This window comes from Kribbella sandramycini (assembly GCF_013131805.1).
Lineage (GTDB): Bacteria > Actinomycetota > Actinomycetes > Propionibacteriales > Kribbellaceae > Kribbella > Kribbella sandramycini.
Genome location: NZ_JABJRC010000010.1, coordinates 220,333 through 240,451 on the forward strand (window position 1 = coordinate 220,333; position 20,119 = coordinate 240,451).

14 protein-coding genes are annotated in these 20,119 nt (G+C 69.0%); 10 read left to right on the forward strand and 4 right to left on the reverse strand.

Features of this window, described 5'->3' with window-relative positions:
- Positions 1 to 68 precede the first annotated feature (68 nt).
- The 5 genes from HPO96_RS33060 to HPO96_RS33080 all read left to right on the forward strand — a co-directional run bounded on the left by HPO96_RS33060 (position 69) and on the right by HPO96_RS33080 (position 5,767).
- Positions 69 to 1,271, forward strand: coding sequence for a DUF4142 domain-containing protein (locus HPO96_RS33060; RefSeq protein WP_171678327.1), 1,203 nt, complete (start codon positions 69 to 71; stop codon positions 1,269 to 1,271).
- A gap of 216 nt (positions 1,272 to 1,487) precedes the next feature.
- Entirely contained in the window at positions 1,488 to 2,486 is a 999-nt protein-coding gene (locus tag HPO96_RS33065; RefSeq protein ID WP_171678328.1) for an ABC transporter ATP-binding protein, read from the forward strand.
- Between the two features lies 1 nt (position 2,487).
- Entirely contained in the window at positions 2,488 to 3,237 is a 750-nt protein-coding gene (locus HPO96_RS33070) for a hypothetical protein (RefSeq protein ID WP_171678329.1), read from the forward strand.
- Positions 3,238 to 3,333: 96 nt separating this feature from the next.
- Positions 3,334 to 4,122, forward strand: a complete 789-nt coding sequence (locus tag HPO96_RS33075; protein WP_171678330.1) for a DUF2785 domain-containing protein — start codon at positions 3,334 to 3,336, stop codon at positions 4,120 to 4,122.
- Between the two features lie 340 nt (positions 4,123 to 4,462).
- On the forward strand, positions 4,463 to 5,767 hold the full coding sequence (locus tag HPO96_RS33080) for a cytochrome P450 (protein WP_202886726.1): 1,305 nt from the start codon (positions 4,463 to 4,465) through the stop codon (positions 5,765 to 5,767).
- A 57-nt stretch (positions 5,768 to 5,824) separates the two neighbouring features.
- Here the strand turns inward: HPO96_RS33080 and HPO96_RS33085 are convergent, their stop codons facing one another.
- On the reverse strand, positions 5,825 to 7,294 hold the full coding sequence (locus HPO96_RS33085) for an MFS transporter (RefSeq protein ID WP_171678332.1): 1,470 nt from the start codon (positions 7,292 to 7,294) through the stop codon (positions 5,825 to 5,827).
- 88 nt (positions 7,295 to 7,382) lie between these two features.
- Between HPO96_RS33085 and HPO96_RS33090 the strand changes: the two genes are divergently transcribed.
- Together HPO96_RS33090 and HPO96_RS33095 are read left to right on the forward strand one after the other, a co-directional pair.
- Complete coding sequence (locus tag HPO96_RS33090) at positions 7,383 to 8,015, forward strand: TetR/AcrR family transcriptional regulator (RefSeq protein WP_171678333.1); 633 nt, start codon at positions 7,383 to 7,385, stop codon at positions 8,013 to 8,015.
- Positions 8,016 to 8,019: 4 nt separating this feature from the next.
- A complete protein-coding gene (locus HPO96_RS33095) occupies positions 8,020 to 9,021 on the forward strand; it encodes a serine hydrolase domain-containing protein (RefSeq protein WP_171678334.1) in 1,002 nt (333 codons plus the stop codon).
- On the opposite strand, the gene HPO96_RS33100 is transcribed toward HPO96_RS33095, so the two are convergent.
- Complete coding sequence (locus HPO96_RS33100; protein ID WP_171678335.1) at positions 9,018 to 9,326, reverse strand: hypothetical protein; 309 nt, start codon at positions 9,324 to 9,326, stop codon at positions 9,018 to 9,020. The two genes, HPO96_RS33095 and HPO96_RS33100, sit on opposite strands and share 4 nt — an antisense overlap.
- Before the next feature lie 594 nt (positions 9,327 to 9,920).
- Between HPO96_RS33100 and HPO96_RS39345 the strand changes: the two genes are divergently transcribed.
- A complete protein-coding gene (locus HPO96_RS39345) occupies positions 9,921 to 11,486 on the forward strand; it encodes a GGDEF domain-containing protein (protein ID WP_272954762.1) in 1,566 nt (521 codons plus the stop codon).
- 33 nt (positions 11,487 to 11,519) lie between these two features.
- On the forward strand, positions 11,520 to 13,079 hold the full coding sequence (locus HPO96_RS33110; RefSeq protein WP_337796912.1) for a GGDEF domain-containing protein: 1,560 nt from the start codon (positions 11,520 to 11,522) through the stop codon (positions 13,077 to 13,079).
- Here HPO96_RS33110 and HPO96_RS33115 read toward each other — a convergent pair.
- Positions 13,073 to 14,500, reverse strand: coding sequence for a DUF7059 domain-containing protein (locus tag HPO96_RS33115; protein ID WP_171678336.1), 1,428 nt, complete (start codon positions 14,498 to 14,500; stop codon positions 13,073 to 13,075). The genes HPO96_RS33110 and HPO96_RS33115 overlap by 7 nt on opposite strands.
- A 219-nt stretch (positions 14,501 to 14,719) precedes the next feature.
- Positions 14,720 to 18,367 carry an NPCBM/NEW2 domain-containing protein gene (locus HPO96_RS33120; RefSeq protein ID WP_171678337.1) on the reverse strand — a complete coding sequence of 1,216 codons (3,648 nt, stop codon included), beginning with the start codon at positions 18,365 to 18,367 and terminating at the stop codon, positions 14,720 to 14,722.
- A 157-nt stretch (positions 18,368 to 18,524) separates the two neighbouring features.
- Between HPO96_RS33120 and HPO96_RS33125 the strand changes: the two genes are divergently transcribed.
- Positions 18,525 to 20,015, forward strand: coding sequence for an alpha/beta hydrolase family protein (locus tag HPO96_RS33125; RefSeq protein WP_171678338.1), 1,491 nt, complete (start codon positions 18,525 to 18,527; stop codon positions 20,013 to 20,015).
- Positions 20,016 to 20,119: the final 104 nt, after the last annotated feature.

Below are 20,119 nucleotides of genomic sequence, written 5' to 3' on the forward strand. Positions count from 1 at the left end.
GCCGTACCACAGTGAACGGCCCGCCGGACAGACTGTCCGGCGGGCCGTTCGCCATTTACGGTTGAGGGGTGAAACTACTGCGGGTACCGGCTGCGCTGCTGCTCGTCGCGGCCGGCGTGCTCGGCGCGACCCAGCCGGCGAGCGCCGCCACGCCCGCGGACGGCGCCTATCTCGCGCCCGCGCACCAGCTCAACCTGACGATCATCGCGGCCGCCCGGACCGCGGTCACCCAGGGCAGCACGCCCTGTATCCGCAAAGTCGCGGCCCAGCTGGAGCGCGACCACCTGAAACTCGCCGCCCAGGAGACCGTCGTCGCCGCCCGCGTCGACCTGGAGCTCCCGACCACGGTCTCGACCGACGAGCGCCGCCAACTGATCACGCTGGCCGCGAAATCCGGTAAGGACGGGTACGACGCCGCCTGGATGAGCTTCCAGCGGCAGTTGCACCAGGACTACCTGAAACTGATCGCCGGTGACGCCCCGAAGGAGGCCTCGCCGGCTGTCGAGGCGGTGGCCAACGGCGCCAAACCGGTGGTCGAGATGGATCTGCGGCTGGTCGGCCCCGGCCAGTGCAAGGCCCAGGTCCGGCCGCCGTCCGTGGACACCGGCACCGGCGGCATGGTCGCCGACGCCAAGGAAACGCGCACCCGGGCCGCGCTCGGCCTGGTCGTCCTCGGTCTGCTGCTCCTGCTCGTCGGCAAGTCGGTATCGGTCCGCCGCCGCCTGCTCGGCATCGGCGCGCTGGCGGCCGGTCTGGTGATGATGTTCGGCGGGACGGTCCGCGACACCGGCTCGGTCCCGCAGGCGGCAGCCGGGCCGCAGGCGCGGGAAGCTGCCGTACCTCCAGTTCAGTTGAAGGTGCCCGGTCTGATGGACGTGAAGGTGCAGGCGGTCGCCACCGCCGGGGACGGGCGGCTGGAGGTGCCGACCAAGGGCGACGTGGGCTGGTGGGCGGCAGGCGCCGCACCGGGCGCTCAAGGCGGCACTGTGCTGCTCGCCGGACATGTGGACACGGCCGCCGGCCGTGGCGTGTTCGCGCAGCTGGAGAAGGTGCCGATGGACGCGCGGGTCGCAGTGACCGACGGCGCGGGCGAGCAGCACTGGTACCGCATCGTCGCGCGGCGTACGTACAAGCAGGACAACCTCCCGCCGGACCTGTTCAACGGCGCGATGAAGCCGCGGCTGGCCCTGGTCACCTGCACCGGCAGCTACGACCACAAGGCGAAGAAGTACAGCCACAACCTGGTGCTGTACGGCGAACCGCTGGACTGACCCATCTGGGAGTGACTACCACTCTCGGGGGTGCTCGGGGTCCGGGTCAGGGGTTCAACCGATACAGCTCTCGCCGCTCGTTCGCCAGAATCAACCCACGGGTGGACACACCGGATCCGCCCCGGGTTCGATGATTACGGCGGTCCGTCCCACGATACTGAGACGGACACAGCCGCCCGCACTTTACTGGCGCGTCCCCGAACGAGGAGTACGGCGATGATCGAGGCACAAGGCCTCACCAAGCGATACGGCGCAACCGTTGCCGTTGACAACCTGTCGTTCGAGGTGAAACCCGGCAAGGTGACCGGCTTCCTGGGCCCGAACGGGGCCGGCAAGTCCACCACCATGCGGATGATCCTCGGCCTGGACACCCCGACCTCCGGTACCGTCACGATCGACGGGCAGCGCTACCGGGACCTGCACCAGCCGCTGACCAAGGTCGGCGCGCTGCTCGACGCCAAATGGGTGCACCCGAACCGGTCCGCCCGCGCCCACCTGATGTGGATGGCGGCGTCCAACAAGCTGCCGAAGTCGAGTGTCGACCGCGCGCTGGAGATGGTCGGCCTGACGTCGGTCGCCAACAAGCGGGCCGGCGCCTTCTCGCTCGGTATGTCGCAGCGGCTCGGCATCGCCGGCGCCCTGCTCGGCGACCCGGGCGTCCTGCTCTTCGACGAGCCGGTGAACGGTCTCGACCCCGAGGGCATCGTCTGGATCCGTAACTTCATGCACCGGCTGGCCGACGAGGGCCGGACGGTCCTGGTCTCCAGCCACCTGCTGTCCGAGATGGCGCTCACCGCCGAGGAGCTGGTCGTCATCGGCCGCGGCCGGCTGATCGCCCAGAGCTCCACCCAGGAGTTCGTCGACCGCGCCAGCGGCACCACGGTCAAGGTCCGGACGCCGGAGCTCGACAAGCTGGCCGCCGTCCTGCAGGGCCAGCAGCTCAAGACCCGGATCGAGGACGTCGGGGAGCAGGGCAAGGTCCTGTTCGTCGAGGGCGACCTGACCACCGACCAGGTCGGTGAGGCCGCCGCCGCGCACGGCATCGTGCTGCACGAGCTGAGCCTGCAGCGCGGCTCGCTGGAGGCGGCGTTCATGCAGATGACCGGTGACTCGGTCCAGTACCACGCACAGGACGACGTCGCCGCGGTGACGCACGTGAACCTCGAGGCCCCGTCGGGCGCCGAGGTGGCCGCGGGGCCGAAGGAGGACAACTGACATGTCGGTGATCACTGTCGAGCGGATCAAGCTCTTCTCCACCCGCTCACCGTGGTGGTGCATGATCGTCGCCGCCGTGCTGACGCTCGGACTGGCGGCGCTGGCCTCCGCGTTCACCGAGGGACAGGTCACCATCGGTCTGACCCAGGGTGGCGCTCAGCTCAGTCAGATGGTGATGATGGTGATGGCGGCTCTCGCGGTCACCACCGAGTACCGCTTCGGCACCATCCGGACCAGCTTCCAGGCGGTGCCTCAGCGGGCGGCCCTGCTGCTCGGTAAGACCACCGTGGTCGCCGTGCTGTCGGCGCTGGTCGGCCTGATCGCGTCGTTCGGCGCGTGGGGTATCGGTAATGTGTTCGGCGGCGGCTCGGACCTGGCCATCGACACCGGTGCGGAATGGCGGCTGCTGGCCGGCCAGGGCATCGTGTTCGCGCTGTCCGCGGTCATCGCGGTGGCGATCGGCATCCTGATCCGGCAGAGCGCCGGTGCGATCGCGATCCTGATCCTGTGGCCGCTGCTGGTCGAGAACCTGCTGAACCTGATCCCCAAGGTCGGCGACGACATGTCGCGCTGGTCGCCGTTCCAGAACGCCGCGTCCTTCCTGAACCAGGGCCAGGACTTCGGTATCGAAGGCGCCGGCGGCCCGTCGCAGTACGCGCTGACTCCGGGGTGGGCGCTGCTCTACTTCGCCGCCTGGGCGGTGGCGTTGATGGCGATCGCCTTGTTCTCCGCGAGCAAGCGCGACGCGTAACAGAAAAGCCCGGCCGGGCTGAGGGGTCCTGGCCGCGTGACGGCCCGTGGAACTCACGTTCCACGGGCCGTTTGCTTCTGCGTTAACCTTCCGCGCATGACTGATTGGGCGCGGGTGCGCGCCGACGACTTCGCCGTCCCGGCCGACCGGCCGTTACCCGAGCTGGTCGCGGAGTTGTCGGAGCTGCTGCGCTCGCCGGATCCGCTGGTCCGCGACGGTCAGGCGTACGCCGTCCTCGCGACCTGGATCGGGCGCGACGTGCTGTCCGCGGACGAGCTGGTCGCGCTGGGCGATCAGATGGTCGAGCGCTTCGGCGACGCCGAGATCCAGGCCCGGACGTTCGCGCCGCTGATCCTGGACTGCATCGTGTCGGCCGGCGCCTACGAGGCGCGGTGGGTGCCGCCGTTCGAACGCTGGTACGTCGGCGAGACCGACCTGCGCGGTCAGGACGCCGACCTCGGCTGGCTGCACGCGGTCGCGCACGGCGCCGATCTGCTCGGCACGTTCGGGCTGCATCCGGCGGTCGAGCCGGTGGAGATGCTCCGGCTCGGGATCGGCCGGCTGTTGACGCCGACGACGTACGTGCTGCGGGACATGGAGGACGACCGGCTGAGCTACGCGCTCGCGCTGACGCTGACCCGGCCCGAGCTGACCGAAGTCGACGCGATCGGTTGGCTGGATCCGGCGTACGCGGGGCTGGTGTTGCCGACCGAAGTGATCAGTCCGCTGACGACGAACACCCTGCGGACGTTGCGCGCGCTCTACCTGCTGGTCGATCGCGGCGTCCGGCTGCCGAACGGGAAAGTTGCCCAGGCCCCGTATCGCGAGCAGGTCAAGACAAAGCTGGCCGATGTTGTCGCGGTGGTGAATCGCACGTATTTCTGAGCCGGGTAAGGCTACCCTGGGTTGATGGGGGCCGGGGGCACGTTCAGCACAACAGCCGTGGGGCGGTTCGCGCATCCGACTTTCGGCGGTGTTTTCCCTGGTTCGTCCCCGAGATCGGCTCGGGCGCGGGCCCGGGACCGGTACAGGTTGATACCTGTGGATGCGGCGCCGGCGCCGTGACAGTGTCAGTAGGACACGACCGTGGTCCCCTCCCATGGTGGTGCCAACGCCACTACCTGAAGTAGTGCCAACACCATCAGATTCTGGTCCTCGGCGACGTTAACTTTTGGTTGACGAAAGCCGTCGGGGGCAGGCAGGGCAGAGAGGGCGCGTGGAAGTCATGGTTGCGACATACCTGAAGAAATGGGTGGGCAACCGGATCTTGAGCAGGACCACCGGTAAAGGTGGGCTCAACCTGTCGAAGATGCGGATGTTCCCGCCCCAGGTCTCGATGCCGCTGCGCAGGCACGGGCTGGACCCGGTGCCCGCGCTGGGGGAGGCCCGGGAGACTGATCCCGTGCACCGGCTGGCGCACCTGTTCGGCCTGACCGTCTGGCTGGTGACCGGGCATGCCGAGGCGAAGGCGGTCCTCGCCGATACGACGAACTTCAGCAACGACATCCGGCCGATGGTCGGCTCGGACCCGAACCGGCCGTCCGAAGGGATCGGCGGGCTGGGGTTCACCGATCCGCCGGACCACACCCGGTTGCGCAAGCTGCTCACCCCGGAGTTCACCAAACGCCGGCTGGCCCGGCTGGAGCCGGCGATCGAGAAGATCGTCAACGACCAGCTGGATCTGATGGAGGCCAAAGGGCCGGTCGCCGATATCGTCGCCGACTTCTCGTTCAACGTGCCGTTCCTGCTGATCGCCGATCTGCTCGGCGTCGAGGAGCAGGACCGCGATCGGTTCCGCGCGCTCGGCCCGGCCCGGTTCGACCTGTCCGGCGGCGGGATCGGGGTATTCGGTTCGGCCAGTGAGTCGCGCGAGTTCCTGTTCGAGATCGTCCGCAAACAGCGCACGAATCCGGGGGACGGGCTGATCGGCTCGATCATCCGCACGCAGGGGGACGAGATCGACGACATCGAGCTCGGTGGTCTTGCGGACGGCGTCTTCCTCGGCGGCTACGAGACCTCGGCCAGCATGCTCGCCCTCGGCACGCTGGTGCTGCTGCGCAACCCCGAGCACTTCGAGCGGATCCGGACCGAGCCGGGCGCGGTCGACGTCATCGTCGAAGAGCTGTTGCGCTATCTGGCCGTCGTCCAGGTCGCGTTCCCGCGGTTTGCGAGGCACGATCAGGAGCTGTTCGGCAAACAGGTCAAGAAGGGCGATCTGGTTGCGGTCTCGCTGTCCGGCGCCGATCGGGACAAGCAGGTTTTCGGATTGGATGCCGAGGACTTCTACCCGCGCCGGGCCGCACCGGCCGCGCACCTTGCTTTCGGACACGGGATGCACCGCTGCGTCGGGGCCGAGCTGGCCCGGATGGAGCTGCGGGCCGCGTTCACCGCGCTGGCGCATCGCTTCCCCGATCTGGCCCTCGCCGTCCCCGAGGAGCAGCTCCGCTTCCGCGAGTTCTCGATCGTGTACGGCGTCGAGACGCTGCCCGTCCACCTGCACGCCGTCGGCACCCGCCAAGCCGCCGGCTGAACACGCACTGAAGCCGCCGCTCCCCGGATGCCGGGGAGCGGCGGCTTGGTTGTGTGGCTAGTGCTCGATGCCCGCGCGGGCCGACTTCGGGAGCAGGAAGCCGGCGGCGAAGGCGAGGGCGATCCCGCCGATCGTGGCGAGCAGGGCGGTCTGGGTGCCGTCGAGGGCGTTCAGGGCCCGGTGGGCGGCGTCCGCGTGCGAGACCTTACCCATGAAGATCGTGCCGATGACCGCGATGCCGAGTGCGATGCCGACCTGCTCGAACGAGCCGAGCATCCCGGTCGCGGAGCCGACCTCGTCGTCCCGGACGCCGCTCAGGATGATGTCGAAGAGCGGGACGAAGACCATGCCCATCCCGATCCCGCCGAACAGGGTGGGGATCGCGATGTCCCACTGGCTGACGTTCAGGCCGGTGAGGCTGAGGACGGCGTACGTTCCGGCGAGGCCGAGTGCCATCAGGGCGAGGCCGATGTGCAGCAGCTTGCGGCCGAACTTCTGCATCGTCATCCCGGAGATCGCCGAGCCGACCAGCGCGCCGAGGGCCCAGGGCGCCATCGCCAGGCTGGCGTGGATCGGGGTGTAGCCGAGGCCGACCTGCAGGAACATCCCGAGGACGAAGGTGCCGGCCATCGCGCCGAAGAAGACCACCGCGAAGAACACGCCGGACAGGTACGGGCGGCTCTTCAGCAGCCGGGGCTCGATCAGCGAGGTGAGACCGCGGCCGGAGCGACGGGCCTGGTGAACGCCGAAGATCGCGAGGATGGGCAGCGACGCGACCAGCAGCAGCTTCGACCACAGCGGCCAGCCGATCTCGTGACCCTGGACCAGCGGGTAGACCAGGGCGACCAGGCCGGCGGTGGCGATCAGCAGGCCGGTGACGTCGAGCGAGACCTTGTTGGCGGCGGGCTTGGTGTTCGGCAGGTGCTTGGCGGCGACGACGAAGGTGAAGATGCCGACCGGGATGTTGACCAGGAAGATCGAGCGCCAGCCGGTGCCGAACAGGTTCAGGTCGAGCAGCGTGCCGCCGATGATCGGGCCGAGCACCGCGCTCAGGCCCATGATCGGGCCGAAGAACCCGAAGGCCTTCGTCCGCTCGTCGGGTTCGAACAGGTCGCGGACCAGACCGAAGCCCTGGGGCAGCATCACCGCGGCGAACGCGCCCTGCAGGACCCGGGAGGCGATCAGCATCTCGGGCGAGATCGCGAGGCCGCAGAGCAGCGACATCACGGTGAAGCCGGCGACGCCGATCAGCAGCGCGTTCTTCCGGCCGACCAGGTCGCCCAGGCGGCCGCCGACCAGCAGCAGCACGGCCAGCGCCATCGTGTACCCGGCCGCCATCCACTGCAGGCTGGCGTAGGAGCCGCCGAGGTCGGCCCGGATCGCCGGGGCCGCGACGTTCATCACGGTCGAGTCGAGCAGGTCCATGACGGCCGCGGTCATGACGGCGGAGAAGGCCAGCCAGCGCTTGCGGAGCCGCCGGGGCGCGGCGGTGGCGGTGCTGCGGGGAAGTGCTGCGACTGCGGTCATCTTCGGCTCCAGTTTCAAACGGAACGAACTGTTCTGTTCCAAACTTTAGCGGAACGGATCATTCCGTTCAAGTGCTAATCTGGGTGACATGACAGCAGCACTGAGTGGCCGTAAGGCGCAGGCGGCCCGAAACGACGAAGTGATCCTGGCCGCGGCCCGGGCGGTCTTCATCGCCGATCCCGGTGCGCCGATCTCCGCGGTCGCCGAACATGCCGGCGTCGGCATCAGCGCGCTCTACCGCCGCTACGCCAGCAAGGAGGAGCTGCTCCGCAAACTCTGCGGCGACGGCCTCGACCGCTACATCGCCGAATCCGAGAAGGCCCTCGCCGACGACCGCGACCCCTGGGTCGCCTTCACCGCCTTCATGGCCGCCCTCGTCGACGCCGACACCAACTCCCTCACCGCCCGCCTGGCCGGCACCTTCACCCCCACCCCCGAGCTGTACGAGGCCGCCGTCCGCGCCGAATCCCTCGACCGCGCCATCTACGCCCGCACCCAACCCCACTTCCGCGACGGCATCGTCGTCGAGGACTTCGCCGTCATCCTCGAACAACTCACCTCCATCCGCCTCGGCGACGACCACCGCACCACCCAACTCCGCCACCGCTACCTAGCCCTCATGCTGGAGGCGATGCACCGCCCCTCCGCCCAACCCCCGCCCCTCCCGGGGCCCCCGCCAACCGTCGAGGAGCTGACTGACCGGTGGCGGCGGGCAGAATGACCTGATGGTGCGCTTGCAGGCGGTTCTCGACTCGCTGATTTCTGGTGGTGCGGCTGGGGTTTTGTTGCATTACAGGGATGGCGAGGGGGAGTGGTCCGGCTCGGCGGGGGTGGCTGAGGTGGGGACGGGGCGGGCGGTTGACCCGGAGGGGTGTTTCCGGGTTGGGAGCATTACGAAGACGTTCACCGCGACTGTTGTGCTGCAGTTGGTCGGGGAGGGCGTGCTGGGGTTGGGCGACTCGGTGGAGCGGTGGTTGCCGGGGATGATTCCGACCGGTGCGGGCATCACGTTGCTGCATCTGCTCAACCACACCAGTGGGTTGTACAACTACGTCAACGACCTGCCTGACACTGCCGGCATCGTCCGGGATCGCTATGTGCATTGGGATCCGGCGCGCGCGGTGGACATCGCCGTCCAGTACCCAGTGGTCTTCAAACCCGGTACGGCGTGGTCGTACTCGAACACCAACTACACGCTGCTCGGCCTGATCATCGAAGCCGCGACTGGGCGCAGTTACGAAGCCGAGGTCGAGGCGCGCATCCTTCAGCCGCTCGACCTCAAGCAGACCTACCTCCCCGGCGACACCACCGCACTTCCCGAGCCGCACGCCCACGCCTACCTCGCGGTCGGCGACGACCTGGTCGACACGGCCGACGTCAACGTCTCCCAGGCCTGGGCCGCCGGCGCGCTGGTCTCCACCGCCCGCGACCTCAACACCTTCTACACCGCGCTTCTCTCCGGTGCCTTACTGCGCGAGACCGAGCAGCAAGCCCTCCTCACCACCGTCCCCACCGCCCCCGACGCGTCTGCCGAATCGGTTGGCCCCGGCCTCTTCCGCATAGTCCTCGCCGAGGTCGACCTCTGGGGCCACACCGGCGGCATCTTCGGCTACGAAACCTGGAGCTACCACTCTCTCGACGGAACGCACCACCTCACGCTCTCCCTCACCAACGCCGGCGCCCCCGTCCCCGAAACCGCCGCCCTCTTCCGTCGGCTCCTCGGCTAGCCCCGCAGCCAACTTTCGGCCGCGTCCTCGATCCAGCTCCCGAGATCCGGTACACCGTCGAACGTGTAGAGCGAGTACGGCGGACACCCCTCCAACGGCGTGACGTCGTCGAAGCTGTGGTCCGGCGCGAACAACAACAACCGCCCACCCGCCCGCGGTGCCAGGGTCAGATTCCCGTTCGCCTCGACGCCAACCACGTAATAGGCCTCACCATCGATCGGCACCCCGATCCCCGCCCGCTCCCAGATCCACCCGTAATCCGCGAGCACCTGTCCCACCGCAAGCCGCGTCGCCCCGGCCGTCAACACCTCATTGTGATTCAGCCACCTCGACTCCGGCTCCCCGAACCGCTCGACCACCCCACCGCAAACCCCCGCAAACGCCACGTGCAAAGGGTCAAGACCCTCAGGCCACGCCGAATGCGCCGGCTCCGTCAACCACCCCCGCCGCGCGTCCCCCGTCCCCCACCCCAACAGCTCGTACTTCGTCCCACCCACCTCCACCGCCGTAACTCGAGCCCGCCCCAACAACTCCGACAATCGAGCCAACCCAGCCACCTCACCCCGCCCCCAAGCCCGCGTCTCCCCCACCGCCACCGACTGCCCCCGCTTAACGAACCAAGGCGCCACAGTCAAAAACCGCTCCCAGTCATCCACCCACCCAGTCTCCCGAACCCCAGGTGCACGCGCCGGTCAGTTGCTCGGATGCTGCAGCGTGCTGGAACAGCGGACGGGCGCAGATGCAGGCTGAGGGCTGGGCGGGTGGGTGCGGCGCGTAGCACGCGACGGAGGAGCGGGCGTAGTCGGCGCGGGGGAAGACTTCTTTTGTTTGTTCACGCTCTGTAAGTTTTCGTGACTGGGGGGTGACAGGGGTGGGGTGGGTGGTGACAATTGGCGGTCATGGGTGAGGTGGCTATGGCGGGGGAGGTGGCTGCCCGGATTGCTGCTGCGATGACGTTGGCTCAGTCGGGTGGGCATGCGAGTGCGGCGGTTGAGGTGGAGGCGCTGCGCGGGGTTCTGGGTGGGGTGGCCAGTTATGAGTTGGCTGCGGTGGAGTATGTGCGGGGAGTGGCTGCGCATCACGCGAGTGATGCGGATGAGGCGCTGCGCGCGGTCGAGGCTTTGGTGGGGGTTGCCAAGGCGATTGAGGAGCCTGGGTGGGAGGCCAACGCGCTGCCGATCCGGATCATCAACCTGGCCCGGAGTGGGCGGGGTGGGGATACGGTCAGCGATCTGGTGGCGGCCGAGTTCGCGCTGAGCCGGACGACGGATGCCGGGCTGGTGGCGTGGGCGCATACCGGGTTGGGATACGCGTACGACGTACTGCGGTTGTTCGAGTTGTGCATCCCGCATTACGAGCGGGCGGCCGAGCTCGAGGACGACGTGTTCGAGCTCGCGGAGTCGACGGCGATCGACCGGTTGAACCTGGCGGAGACGCACCTGCGCTGGGCGCACGAGTTGGAGCGGCTCGGGGATCCCTTGTATACAAGCGAGATCCGAGAGCGGCTGGCATCGGCGGCGTACTGGGCGCGGGAAGCCGAGCTGGTGATCGTGGACGACGAGAGCCAGGAGTTCTGGCGGTTGACGGCCCGGCTGTGGCTGGCTGCGGCGGCGATCGAGCTCGATCCGGCCAAGGCAGCCGCGGATCTGGCCGAGTTGCGCGACGAGATCAGCAAGCTGGGCGAGACCGAGCGTCTCGCCATCGCGGGTGCCTATCTGGCGCGGGCGCTGGCCGCTAAGGGTGATCTGGCGGCCGCGCGCGCGGCCGCGGATCGAGCCGCGGCGGACCTGATTCCGCTGGCCGATCCGTCGACGCATGTGCTGGTGCTGCAGGTGCGCTCGGAGATCTCGGCGGCGAGTGACGAGCCGGGATCCCTTGCCGGGTTGGAGTATGCGCGCTCGGTGTCCCGCGGCTGGTGGAAGGAGCGCCAGCGTGCGCTGAACGCCGTCCGGCATGCGCTTGCCAGCCACGATCTCTCCGCGCGCCACGACGCACAGTGGCACGCCGCGCGCCAGGACGCCTTGACCGGCGTGGGAAATCGGCGCGCGATGGCCGAGCGGCTGGCCGCCGCGCGGGACTCCGGGCGCGCGGTCACCTTGCTGGCCATCGATGTCGACGACCTGAAGGTGGTCAACGACACCCACGGGCACGCCTGTGGGGACGAATTGCTGCAGGTTGTGGCCAATCTGCTGGTAGAACAGGCGCGAGCGACCGACGCCGTGATTCGATCGGGCGGTGACGAGTTCTTCGTCGTACTCGATCAGCCGGATGCCAAAGGCGGCGCCCAGCTGGCCGAGCGGATCCGGCTCGCGGTGGCGAAGGTGGCCGCGACCACCGGCAAGCCGTGGTTGCGGCGGCTGGGCCTGAGCATCGGCTACGCCGCCACGGCGGAAGGCGTCGGCGTGGATCAGTTGGTCGCGACGGCCGACCGGCGGTTGTACGACGACAAGCGCCGGCGCAGGTGAGCCGGCGCAATTGAGGTTGGGAAAGGGAGATGGGTGCGCGAGACGTCGGGGGTGACGGCGCGGATCGCGGCGGCGATGACCAGGGCGCAGTCGGGGAGTCCGGCCGAGGCCGCCCTCGAAATCAATCGTTTGCTGGTTGAGCTCGGCCAGGAGCCGAGCCCGGAGCGGGCCGCCGCGGAGTACGTGCGTGCCGTCGCGGCACACCACGCGACTGACGCGGTCGAGGCGCTGGATGCCGTCGACGGCTGTATCCGGGTCGCGCGGGCGATCGACGAGCCGGGCTGGGAGGCGAATGCGATCGCCATCCGGATCGTCACGCTGATCCGCACCGGCGAGGGCGGTGACTCGGTCGCCGACCTGGTCGCTGCCGAGAATGCGCTGTCCCGCACGCTCGACCGTGGGCTGGCCGGCTGGGCGCACACCGGTCTCGGCTACGCCTACGACCTGCTCCGGCTGTACGAGCTGTGCATCCCGCACTTCGAGCTCGCGGCCGAGGGCGACCACGTCCCACTCGGGCTGGCCGAAGCGCCCGCGATCAACCGGCTCAACCTCGCCGAGTCCAACCTGCGGTGGGCGCACGAGCTCGAGCGGCTGGGCGACACGTCGTACGCCGAGGAGATTCGCGAACGCCGGCAGGCCGCGCACCGCTGGGCCGGAGCCGCGGTCGAAGTGATCGTCGAGGCCGATCTGCTCGGATATTGGCCGATCGCCGGCCGGATGTGGCTGGCCGCGAGTAACGACGAGACGGACGCCGCCGAGGCAGCTGTCATTCTGAAGGACTGCCGGGACCAGCTGGCCAAGCTGGGCGATCTGGAGCTGGCCGCGATCGCAGGCACCTATCTGGCCCGCGCGTACGGCGCAGTCGGTCGGCTCGATGATGCGGTCGAGGCAGCGCAGCGGGCCGGCAGTGACCTGCCCCCGACCTCCGATCCGCCGGTGGAGGCATTGGTGCGGCACACCGCCGTACAAATCGCTGCTGAGGCTGGGGATGTCGGTGCGGTGACCGGCCTGCAGTACGCGCGGGCGATCTCGCGCGGCTGGTGGGCTGAGCGGCTGCGTGGTCTGTACGCCGTCCAGACAGCGCTGGCGAACCACGAGCTCTCGATCCGGCACGACGCCGAGTGGCGGGCCGCCCGGGAGGATCCGCTGACCGGTGTGGGCAATCGACGTGCGCTGGACGAGCGCATGTCGCTGGCACACGACGGCGGCCGGTCGATCGCCGTGGTGGCGATCGACGTCGACAATCTGAAGGTCATCAACGACAGCTACGGGCACGCGTGCGGTGACGAGGTGCTGCGGCGGGTCGGGCAGTTGCTGCGTGAGCAGAGCCGTGCTGAGGACGTCGTGGCCCGTGCGGGTGGTGACGAGTTCGTCGTTGTCCTTGACAACCCGGATGAGCGCGGTGCGCGCGAGCTGGTCGAGCGGATCAAGACTGCGGCTGAGCGGTTCGCGCAGGCGGCTGCTGACCCGTGGTTCGCGCTGCTGCGGCTCAGCGTCGGGCAGGCGAGCAGTCTGGACGGGACGCCGGTCGGCGAGCTGCTCACAGTCGCCGACCAGCGCATGTACGCCGAGAAGCGGCGCCGTCGTCAGTAGTCCAGGAAGCCTTCCACCACAAGGCTTCTGATCTGCGGAAGGTACTCCGTGAGGACGTCGACGGCTGGGCGGTCGAGGAGGTCGGCCAGCGCGGCGAGGATCTGGCCGACGCTGAGGTCGCCGTCGCAGGCGCCGACGAAGCCGGCCAGCACGGTGTCGACCTGTTCGGCGCGCCGCATGCCACGCTGGCGGCGCAGCACGATGGTGGCCGGGTCCTCGGCGCCGGGCTGACCGGTGGTCTCCTGGATGACGTCGTCCGCGACTACTAGGTGGAGCGCGGTCAGATCGGCCGGGAGACCTTCACGGCGTTCGAAACGGTGTAGTACGTGCGGGCCGATCGGCCGCTCGATCTCGTACGGCCACTCCTCGGCCTCGAGCTCGCCGGGGACGTTGTGCAGGCTGATCCAGCCCATGCCGATCGCCTCGACGTTCTGATCGGCGAACCAGCGCATCCAGGCGTCGTACCGGGTCTGGTACGCCGGTGTGCCGTGCAGACCGGCGTCGCGGAGCCAGAGCTCGACGTACTCGGAGGGGTCGAGCTGCTCGCGCTGCACGGCCCAGGCGGACCGGTCGCCGGTCCAGGAGGCGATGCGGTCTCGCCAGTCTTCGCCGCGCACACAGGTCCAGTTGGCGAGCAGCTGGAGCCAGCCGCCGTCGGTGAGGTGTTGTGGTGCGTTTCTGACCAGCTGAGCGACCACGCTGTCGCCGGTGAAGCTCGTTTCGCGGTAGGTGAGCTGGGAGTCGGGCGGGGAGATCACGTACGGCGGGTTGCTCACGATCAGGTCGAATCGTTCACCCGCGACCGGCTCGTACAGGCTGCCGTTGCGAACGTCGAGGTCGATCCGGTTCAGGGCCGCGGTTGCGCGGGCGAGCTCGAGGGCGCGTGGGTTGACGTCGGTCGCGACGACCTGGTTGACGCGGTTCGCCAGGTGGAGGGACTGGATGCCGCAGCCGGTGCCGACGTCGAGGGCGCGCTCGGCCTTGATCGGGACGGTCAGGTGCACCAGGCTCAAACTCGCCGGGGCGATGCCCAGCACGTAGTCGTCGCGCATCTTCTCCCGGCGCCCGTCGAGCCCCGGCGTCAGATCCGCAATCACCCACCAGGCCTGCTCGTCCTCCGCGAACGGCCGCACGTCAACCCGCGCCCGGCCGTCGCCGACGATACCCAGCGCGACCAGGTCCACCCCCGGAAACGCCCTGTGTGCAAGGTCTTCCGGTACCTCCCGCTGCAGCAGGAACAGCCGAATCATCGTGTCCAGCGCATCACCACTATCTGTGCGCGCGTACGCCGGCGTCGTCTCGTTCCGCGCTAGCGCCGCGTTCGCCTGGACGCCGAGCCGCGTCGCAACCCCTTCGACGCTGTAGTTGGCCGCTTCGAACGCAGCCCGCAGCCCGTCCACCACACTCCCCGTCAGCTCCACCCCCACATCCTCCCATCACCCAAGACGACTCGAAGTCGGTGAAGGACGGACGCCGAGGGCCGCCGTCGGGGCGGGGGAGGAGCGCTCCGAGGGCAGGCGGGAGGCGGCCCCGGCGGGGTATGGGGTCGGAGACGGCGAGAGCCCGCCCCGGGGTGGGGCGGGCTCGGGGGCCACCGGCCCGCACCACCTCGGCTCAGGTGAGGTGGTGCGGGGGTGGGGTCAGGGGGTGCAAGTGAGTTTGGCTTCGGCCCAGTTGGCGTGGTCGGAGGTGGTGCCGTCGCCGGCGTCGGTTACTTGGAGGGTGAGGGTTTGGGCGTTGGTGACGTCGACGGAGACGGTGGCGGTGGGGGAGGCACCGGTGAGGAGGTCCGAGGTGTAGCGGGCTACGCCGTCCGTCAGCACCTTGAAGGAGACTTTGCCGCGGTCTTCCATTTCGTCGTCGACACCTACTTTGGCGGTGAAGGTTTGGCAGTTGGCGCCGAGGCGGACGGAGACGACCGAGGGGGCGTGGGTGCCCAGGCCTTTGGCATAGGTGACGCCGTTCAGGGTGAGGGGGTTGCCGTCGCCGGCGGCGTCCTCGTTGTTGCTGCGGTCGCGTTCGACCGGACCCCAGCCGTTGGTGGAGTCGAGGAACTCCAGGTCGCTGACCCAGGCTTCGCCGCGCGGTGCGGGTGGGAGGGGTTTGTCGGCGACGGTGGCGGCGAAGAAGCCGAGGCCGCCGCCGGGGAGTTTGATCGCCTTCACGGTCTTACCGGCCGTCAAGGGGACGGCGGTGTAGAAGACGCGGTAGTCGGTGGTGGTGTTGGCCAGACCGGCGGGCGTGTAGCGGCCCTTGACGGCGGTGGCGAGTTTGGCGCCGCCGGTGGTCGGGTCCTGACAACACCAGTTGGGCAGTTGGAAGGGCGCCTGGGACTGCGTGCCATCGGTGTAGAGGATGGTGACCGAGCCGCGGGCGTTCAGGCTGGCCCCGGCGCCGAGCAGCGCCAGGTGCGAGCCGGTGCCCGAGACGAGGATCGGCGCCGTCTGGTTCTTGACCAGGTTCGGCGTCCCGGGGGCACCGGTCGGCCAGGTGAAGTTGGCGTCCTGGACGGTGACGGTCGCGCCGGGCTTGTAACCGTTCGCGGCCAGAGCCTCACCGTTGAAGCTGTTACCCGACCCGTCGAAGTTCCCCTTTGCGTACGTCGAAGCATCGGTGATCCCGACCGTGTTCGCCGCCTGCGAGAGCGACCCGTACGGCAGCTGCGCCGTCGCCACCGCGGTGTTCGAGTACTGCTTGCCGTGAGCAACATACTTCCCGGCCAGCGACAACGTGAACGAAGCCGGCTGGACGTCGGCGCCCGGCGTCACCTGAAGTTTCGCGGTGACAGTCTGCCCCGGCCGAACCGAAGCGAACGACTTCGGGCCGCTCACACTCCACCCAGCAGGCAGCTGCAGATCCAGGTTCACCGACCGCACCGTGTCGCCGGTGTCGTTCCGGAAGGACGCCGTCACCTCGGTCGCCTGACCAGGCGCGTTCCACAGCGCCGGCGCTTCGAGCGAAGGCGTGCCGAAGGTCCGAGCGACCTCCGGCCCGCCGACGGACGACGTACCGAACAGCCGGACGACGGCGCTCCGCGAAGTCGGGATGGACGCGGTCGGAACCGTGACGACGCCGTCCTTGTACGTCCAGCCCTTCACGATCCGGCCGTCGATGGTGACGACCCGCGGCGCCGAGCCGGTGTGCACAGTCAGCTCGTACGGCCGAGCCGCCGGCTTACCGGCGTACGAGCCGTTCAGCGACCCGATCCGAACCGTCACATCACCGCGCCCGTTGGTCGGGGCGTCAACGGCGAAGGTCTGCTGAGCGGACTGACGAGCCCGCGTCACCCGGTCGTCCTCGAACAAGGTGAACGACGACTTGCCCTGCGGGTAGATGTCGACGGTGAGCCGGTCGCCGAAGCCGTGCTCGGCGGCCGCGTTGATCCCCGGCTTCCACATCGGTACGACGGCGCCCGCCTTCACGAACAGCGGGAGCGTGTCGAGCGGCGCGTGGTAGCCGTTGACCGTCGTCGGGCCCTGGTAGACGCGGCCGGTCCAGTAGTCGACCCAGCGGCCCGCGGGCAGGTAGATCCCGTTCTTGACCTCGTCCGCGCCCCACATCGGCGCGACCAGGAACTCCTTACCGGCAAGGAATTCGTACTTCGTGGTGTCGTCCCAGGTCTTCGGGTCGTCGGGGTACTCGAGCACCAGCGACCGGTTCAGCGGTGCGCCGGTGCGGTGCGCCTCGGCGGCGTACGTGTAGAAGTACGGCAGCAGGCGCTCGCGCAGCTTCAGGTACTTGCGGTTGATCGAGGTGTACGGGTCGCCGTACGCCCACGGCTGCTTGATCGCCGGCGTCGCCCAGCCCGACATCGTCATGAAGGCCGGGTTGAACACCTTCCACTGCATGTCCCGCACGTACGACGTCGCGGAGCCGCCGAAGATCCCGTCCACATCACCCGCGCTGTAAGCGATACCGGAGTTTCCGGAGCCGGTGATCGCCGGGATCTGCCACTTGATCGCGTCCAGTGAGCCGCTGTGGTCGCCGGTCCACTGCACCGCGCAGCGCTGGGCGCCGGCCCAGCCCTCGACCATCCAGGCGAAGCCGCGGGCATTGCTGTGCTGCTCGATGCCGCCGTGCGCGGTGTCGCAGGCGGTCAGCGCCATCCGGTAGCCCGGGCCGACCCAGGCGACGTCCAGCTTCCGGACGCGGACGCCGGCCTCGCCGACCTCCGCGGGCTGCCGGTCCAGCGAGGACTGCGTCCACAGGCCCATCTCGATGTTGCGCTTACGCAGCTCGTCACCGGTCTGCTTGAGCGGCGGGATCTCCCGCTTGCCCCACCAGGTGCCTTCGACCTGCTCGAACTCGGTGTTGTCGGAGTAGCCGCAGCCGTAGTCGTCGTTGACGAGCATCCAGCCGCCGGGCATGTCCTCGTCGCGGAACCGTTGGGCGACCTTGACGGCGTCCAGGGTGGTGGTCTTGTCCGGGTTCACCTTCCAGTCGTTGCTCGGGTCCGGGTCCTTGGCGTAGTGACCGCGGTTGTAGCAGTCGGAGTCGCCGTACTCGAGGCCGTAGATCGGCGGCATGAAGGGCCGGCCGCTGAGCTCGGTGTAGCGGTCGAGCGCGGTCTTCAGGTCGGCGATGAAGAAGTAGGCGTCGAAGCGTTTCTCGTCGTGGGAGGTGACGGCCGGGCTGGTGAAGCGGTAGCTGCCCGGGCTGAACGTGTTCCGCAGGACGCCGTAGCCCGCGGTGCTCATGTAGTACGGCGACGCGTTCGGGTTGCCGCCGTCCTCCCAGTTGAAGTCACGGGCGATCTTGATCGTCTGGTCGCGGTGCGAGAAGCGGCCGTTCTGCATACCGCCGCCGAAGTACTGCTCGTTCGCGCCGCGGGTGAGCGACTGCGTGGTGGCGGTGTCGGTCCAGGACAGCGGAACGCTCTCGGCGAGGATCAGGCGGTTGCCGCGGTAGACCGAGAACTTGAGCGGGGCCTTCTGCGCCCGGACCTCGATCGCGCCGGTCGTGAGCGAGTAGTAGCTGCCGCGGTCCCGCCAGGACGTGCGCGGCGTGCCGTAGTCGGTCTTGGTGACGATGTTCGAGCCCTCGCCGGTGTTGGCCGGGTCGGTGAACTGACCGTCCGGGGCGAGCCAGAGCCGGAAGACGTCGTCCTTCAGGAACACCACGCGGACCTTCGCCGGACCGGCGCTGAGCGTGTACGTCGCGCGGTCGGCGGCGAAGCCGGTGACGTCGCCGAGGCTGGTCGCGGCGGCCGCGGGCTCGGCCTGGGCAGCGGCGCCAGTGCTCACCAAAGCGCCCGCGACCAGGGCTATGGCGACTACTGAACGTTTCATGCGGACAAAGATGCTCACTTGGCCTCACTTCACGCATCTATGAACAAGATGTGCACAGTGAAGCGCACTGCGCCCGTCTTGTCACCACGTCGGGCCGAGATCAAGTTGGAACGAGCTCTCCATCACAGGGTGAAAACAGCCGGTGACGATGAGTCGCATGGCGAACTCCAGTCACAACAGCCACACCAGTCCCGCCGCCCCCGGCCGTGACGGCATGCCCGCCGCCCGGCGGGCGGCGGCGGCCGCGGCTGCCCGACTGGCCGACGGCCGGGCGGCTGCGGGCCCGGAACACCCTCGGGCGTTGGCGCGGCGGGTGCTGCTTGCCGGTGGGCTGGCTGCGGGGGCTGTGGGGTTCGGGGTTGGGGCGCCGGCTTGGGCCGGGCCGGTGCCGGTGGATCTGGAGGAGACCGCTCCTGCCGCGCCGACCACGCCTACCGCGCCGACTGCGGCTGCGGCTTCGCCGAAGGATCCGGATTTTCATCCGGTGAAGTTCCGGTTGCCGGAGCCGAGTGGGCGGAAGGCGTTGGGGACGACGTCGATTCATCTGATCGACGAGAAGCGGCCGGACCCGCGGATGCCGAGTGGGCAGCGGGAGCTGATGATCACGCTCTGGTACCCGGCGACGATCATGGGCTCGAAGAAGCTGGCGAAGTACATGCCGGAGCGGACCGCGCGCGAGGTCGACGACTCCTGGACGGGTGAGTACGGGCTGGCGCTGCCGAAGGGCACCTTCGACTTCGCGAACACCGAGACCCACAGCCGGGTGAACGCGCCGATGCAGCAGCTCAAGCACCCGATCCTGCTGTTCTCGCCCGGCTATCAGTACAGCCGGTTCGTGAACACCGCGCAGGCCGAGGACCTGGCCAGCCGGGGGTACGTCGTCGTCGCGATGGACCACACCCACGAGACGCCGACCGAGTTCCCCGGCGGCCGCTTCCTGCCCGGCGTCCCGGCGTCCCAGCTGCCCGACCCGCTGTTCACCCGGCAGGCGGTCGAGACGCGCGTCGCCGACACCCGCTTCGTCCTCGACCAACTCGAGAAACTCGCGGCCGGCCGCGAGGTCGGCGCCAAGGACAACGAGCTGCCCAAGGGCCTGGCCGGCGGCCTCGACGTCCGCCGGGTCGGCATGTTCGGGATCGGCCTCGGCGGGTACGCGACCGCCGCCGCGATGTACGCCGACAAGCGGATCGGCACCGGCCTCAACCTGGACGGCACCCTCCAGGACGACCGCCGGAACGGCCCGGTCGCCGAGGTCGCCACCAAGGGTATGGACCGGCCGCTGCTGCTCTGGGCCTCGGACGAGACGCAGTTCACCGACCCGAAGCAGGACACCTTCGACCTGTCCTGGGCGACCTTCTGGGCCGTCCAGAAGGGCGGCAAACTCAACCTGGCGCTGAAGGGCGCCAAGCAGAAGGCATTCACCGACTACCAGTTCGTCTTCGACCAGGTCTTCCGCGACATCTATGGCGACGACCCGATCATCACCTCGGTGATGACGGCCCTGGTCGGCCAGGTCGACCCCGGCCGCAGCATCCTCGCCCAGCGCGAGTACCTGGCGGCCTATTTCGACACCACCCTGCGCCGCCGTCCCGACGCCCTGCTCCGGCAGAACTCCCCGAAGTTCCCCGAAGTCCACGTTCAGTGGTGAATCCCACGTCCGTGGAGCGCGGCACCCCGGCGGCGTACCCTCTGAGGGCCTGCGACGCGCGGTAACAGAGGTTTTCGGATACTTTCTGAAACCCTGAGAGGGTC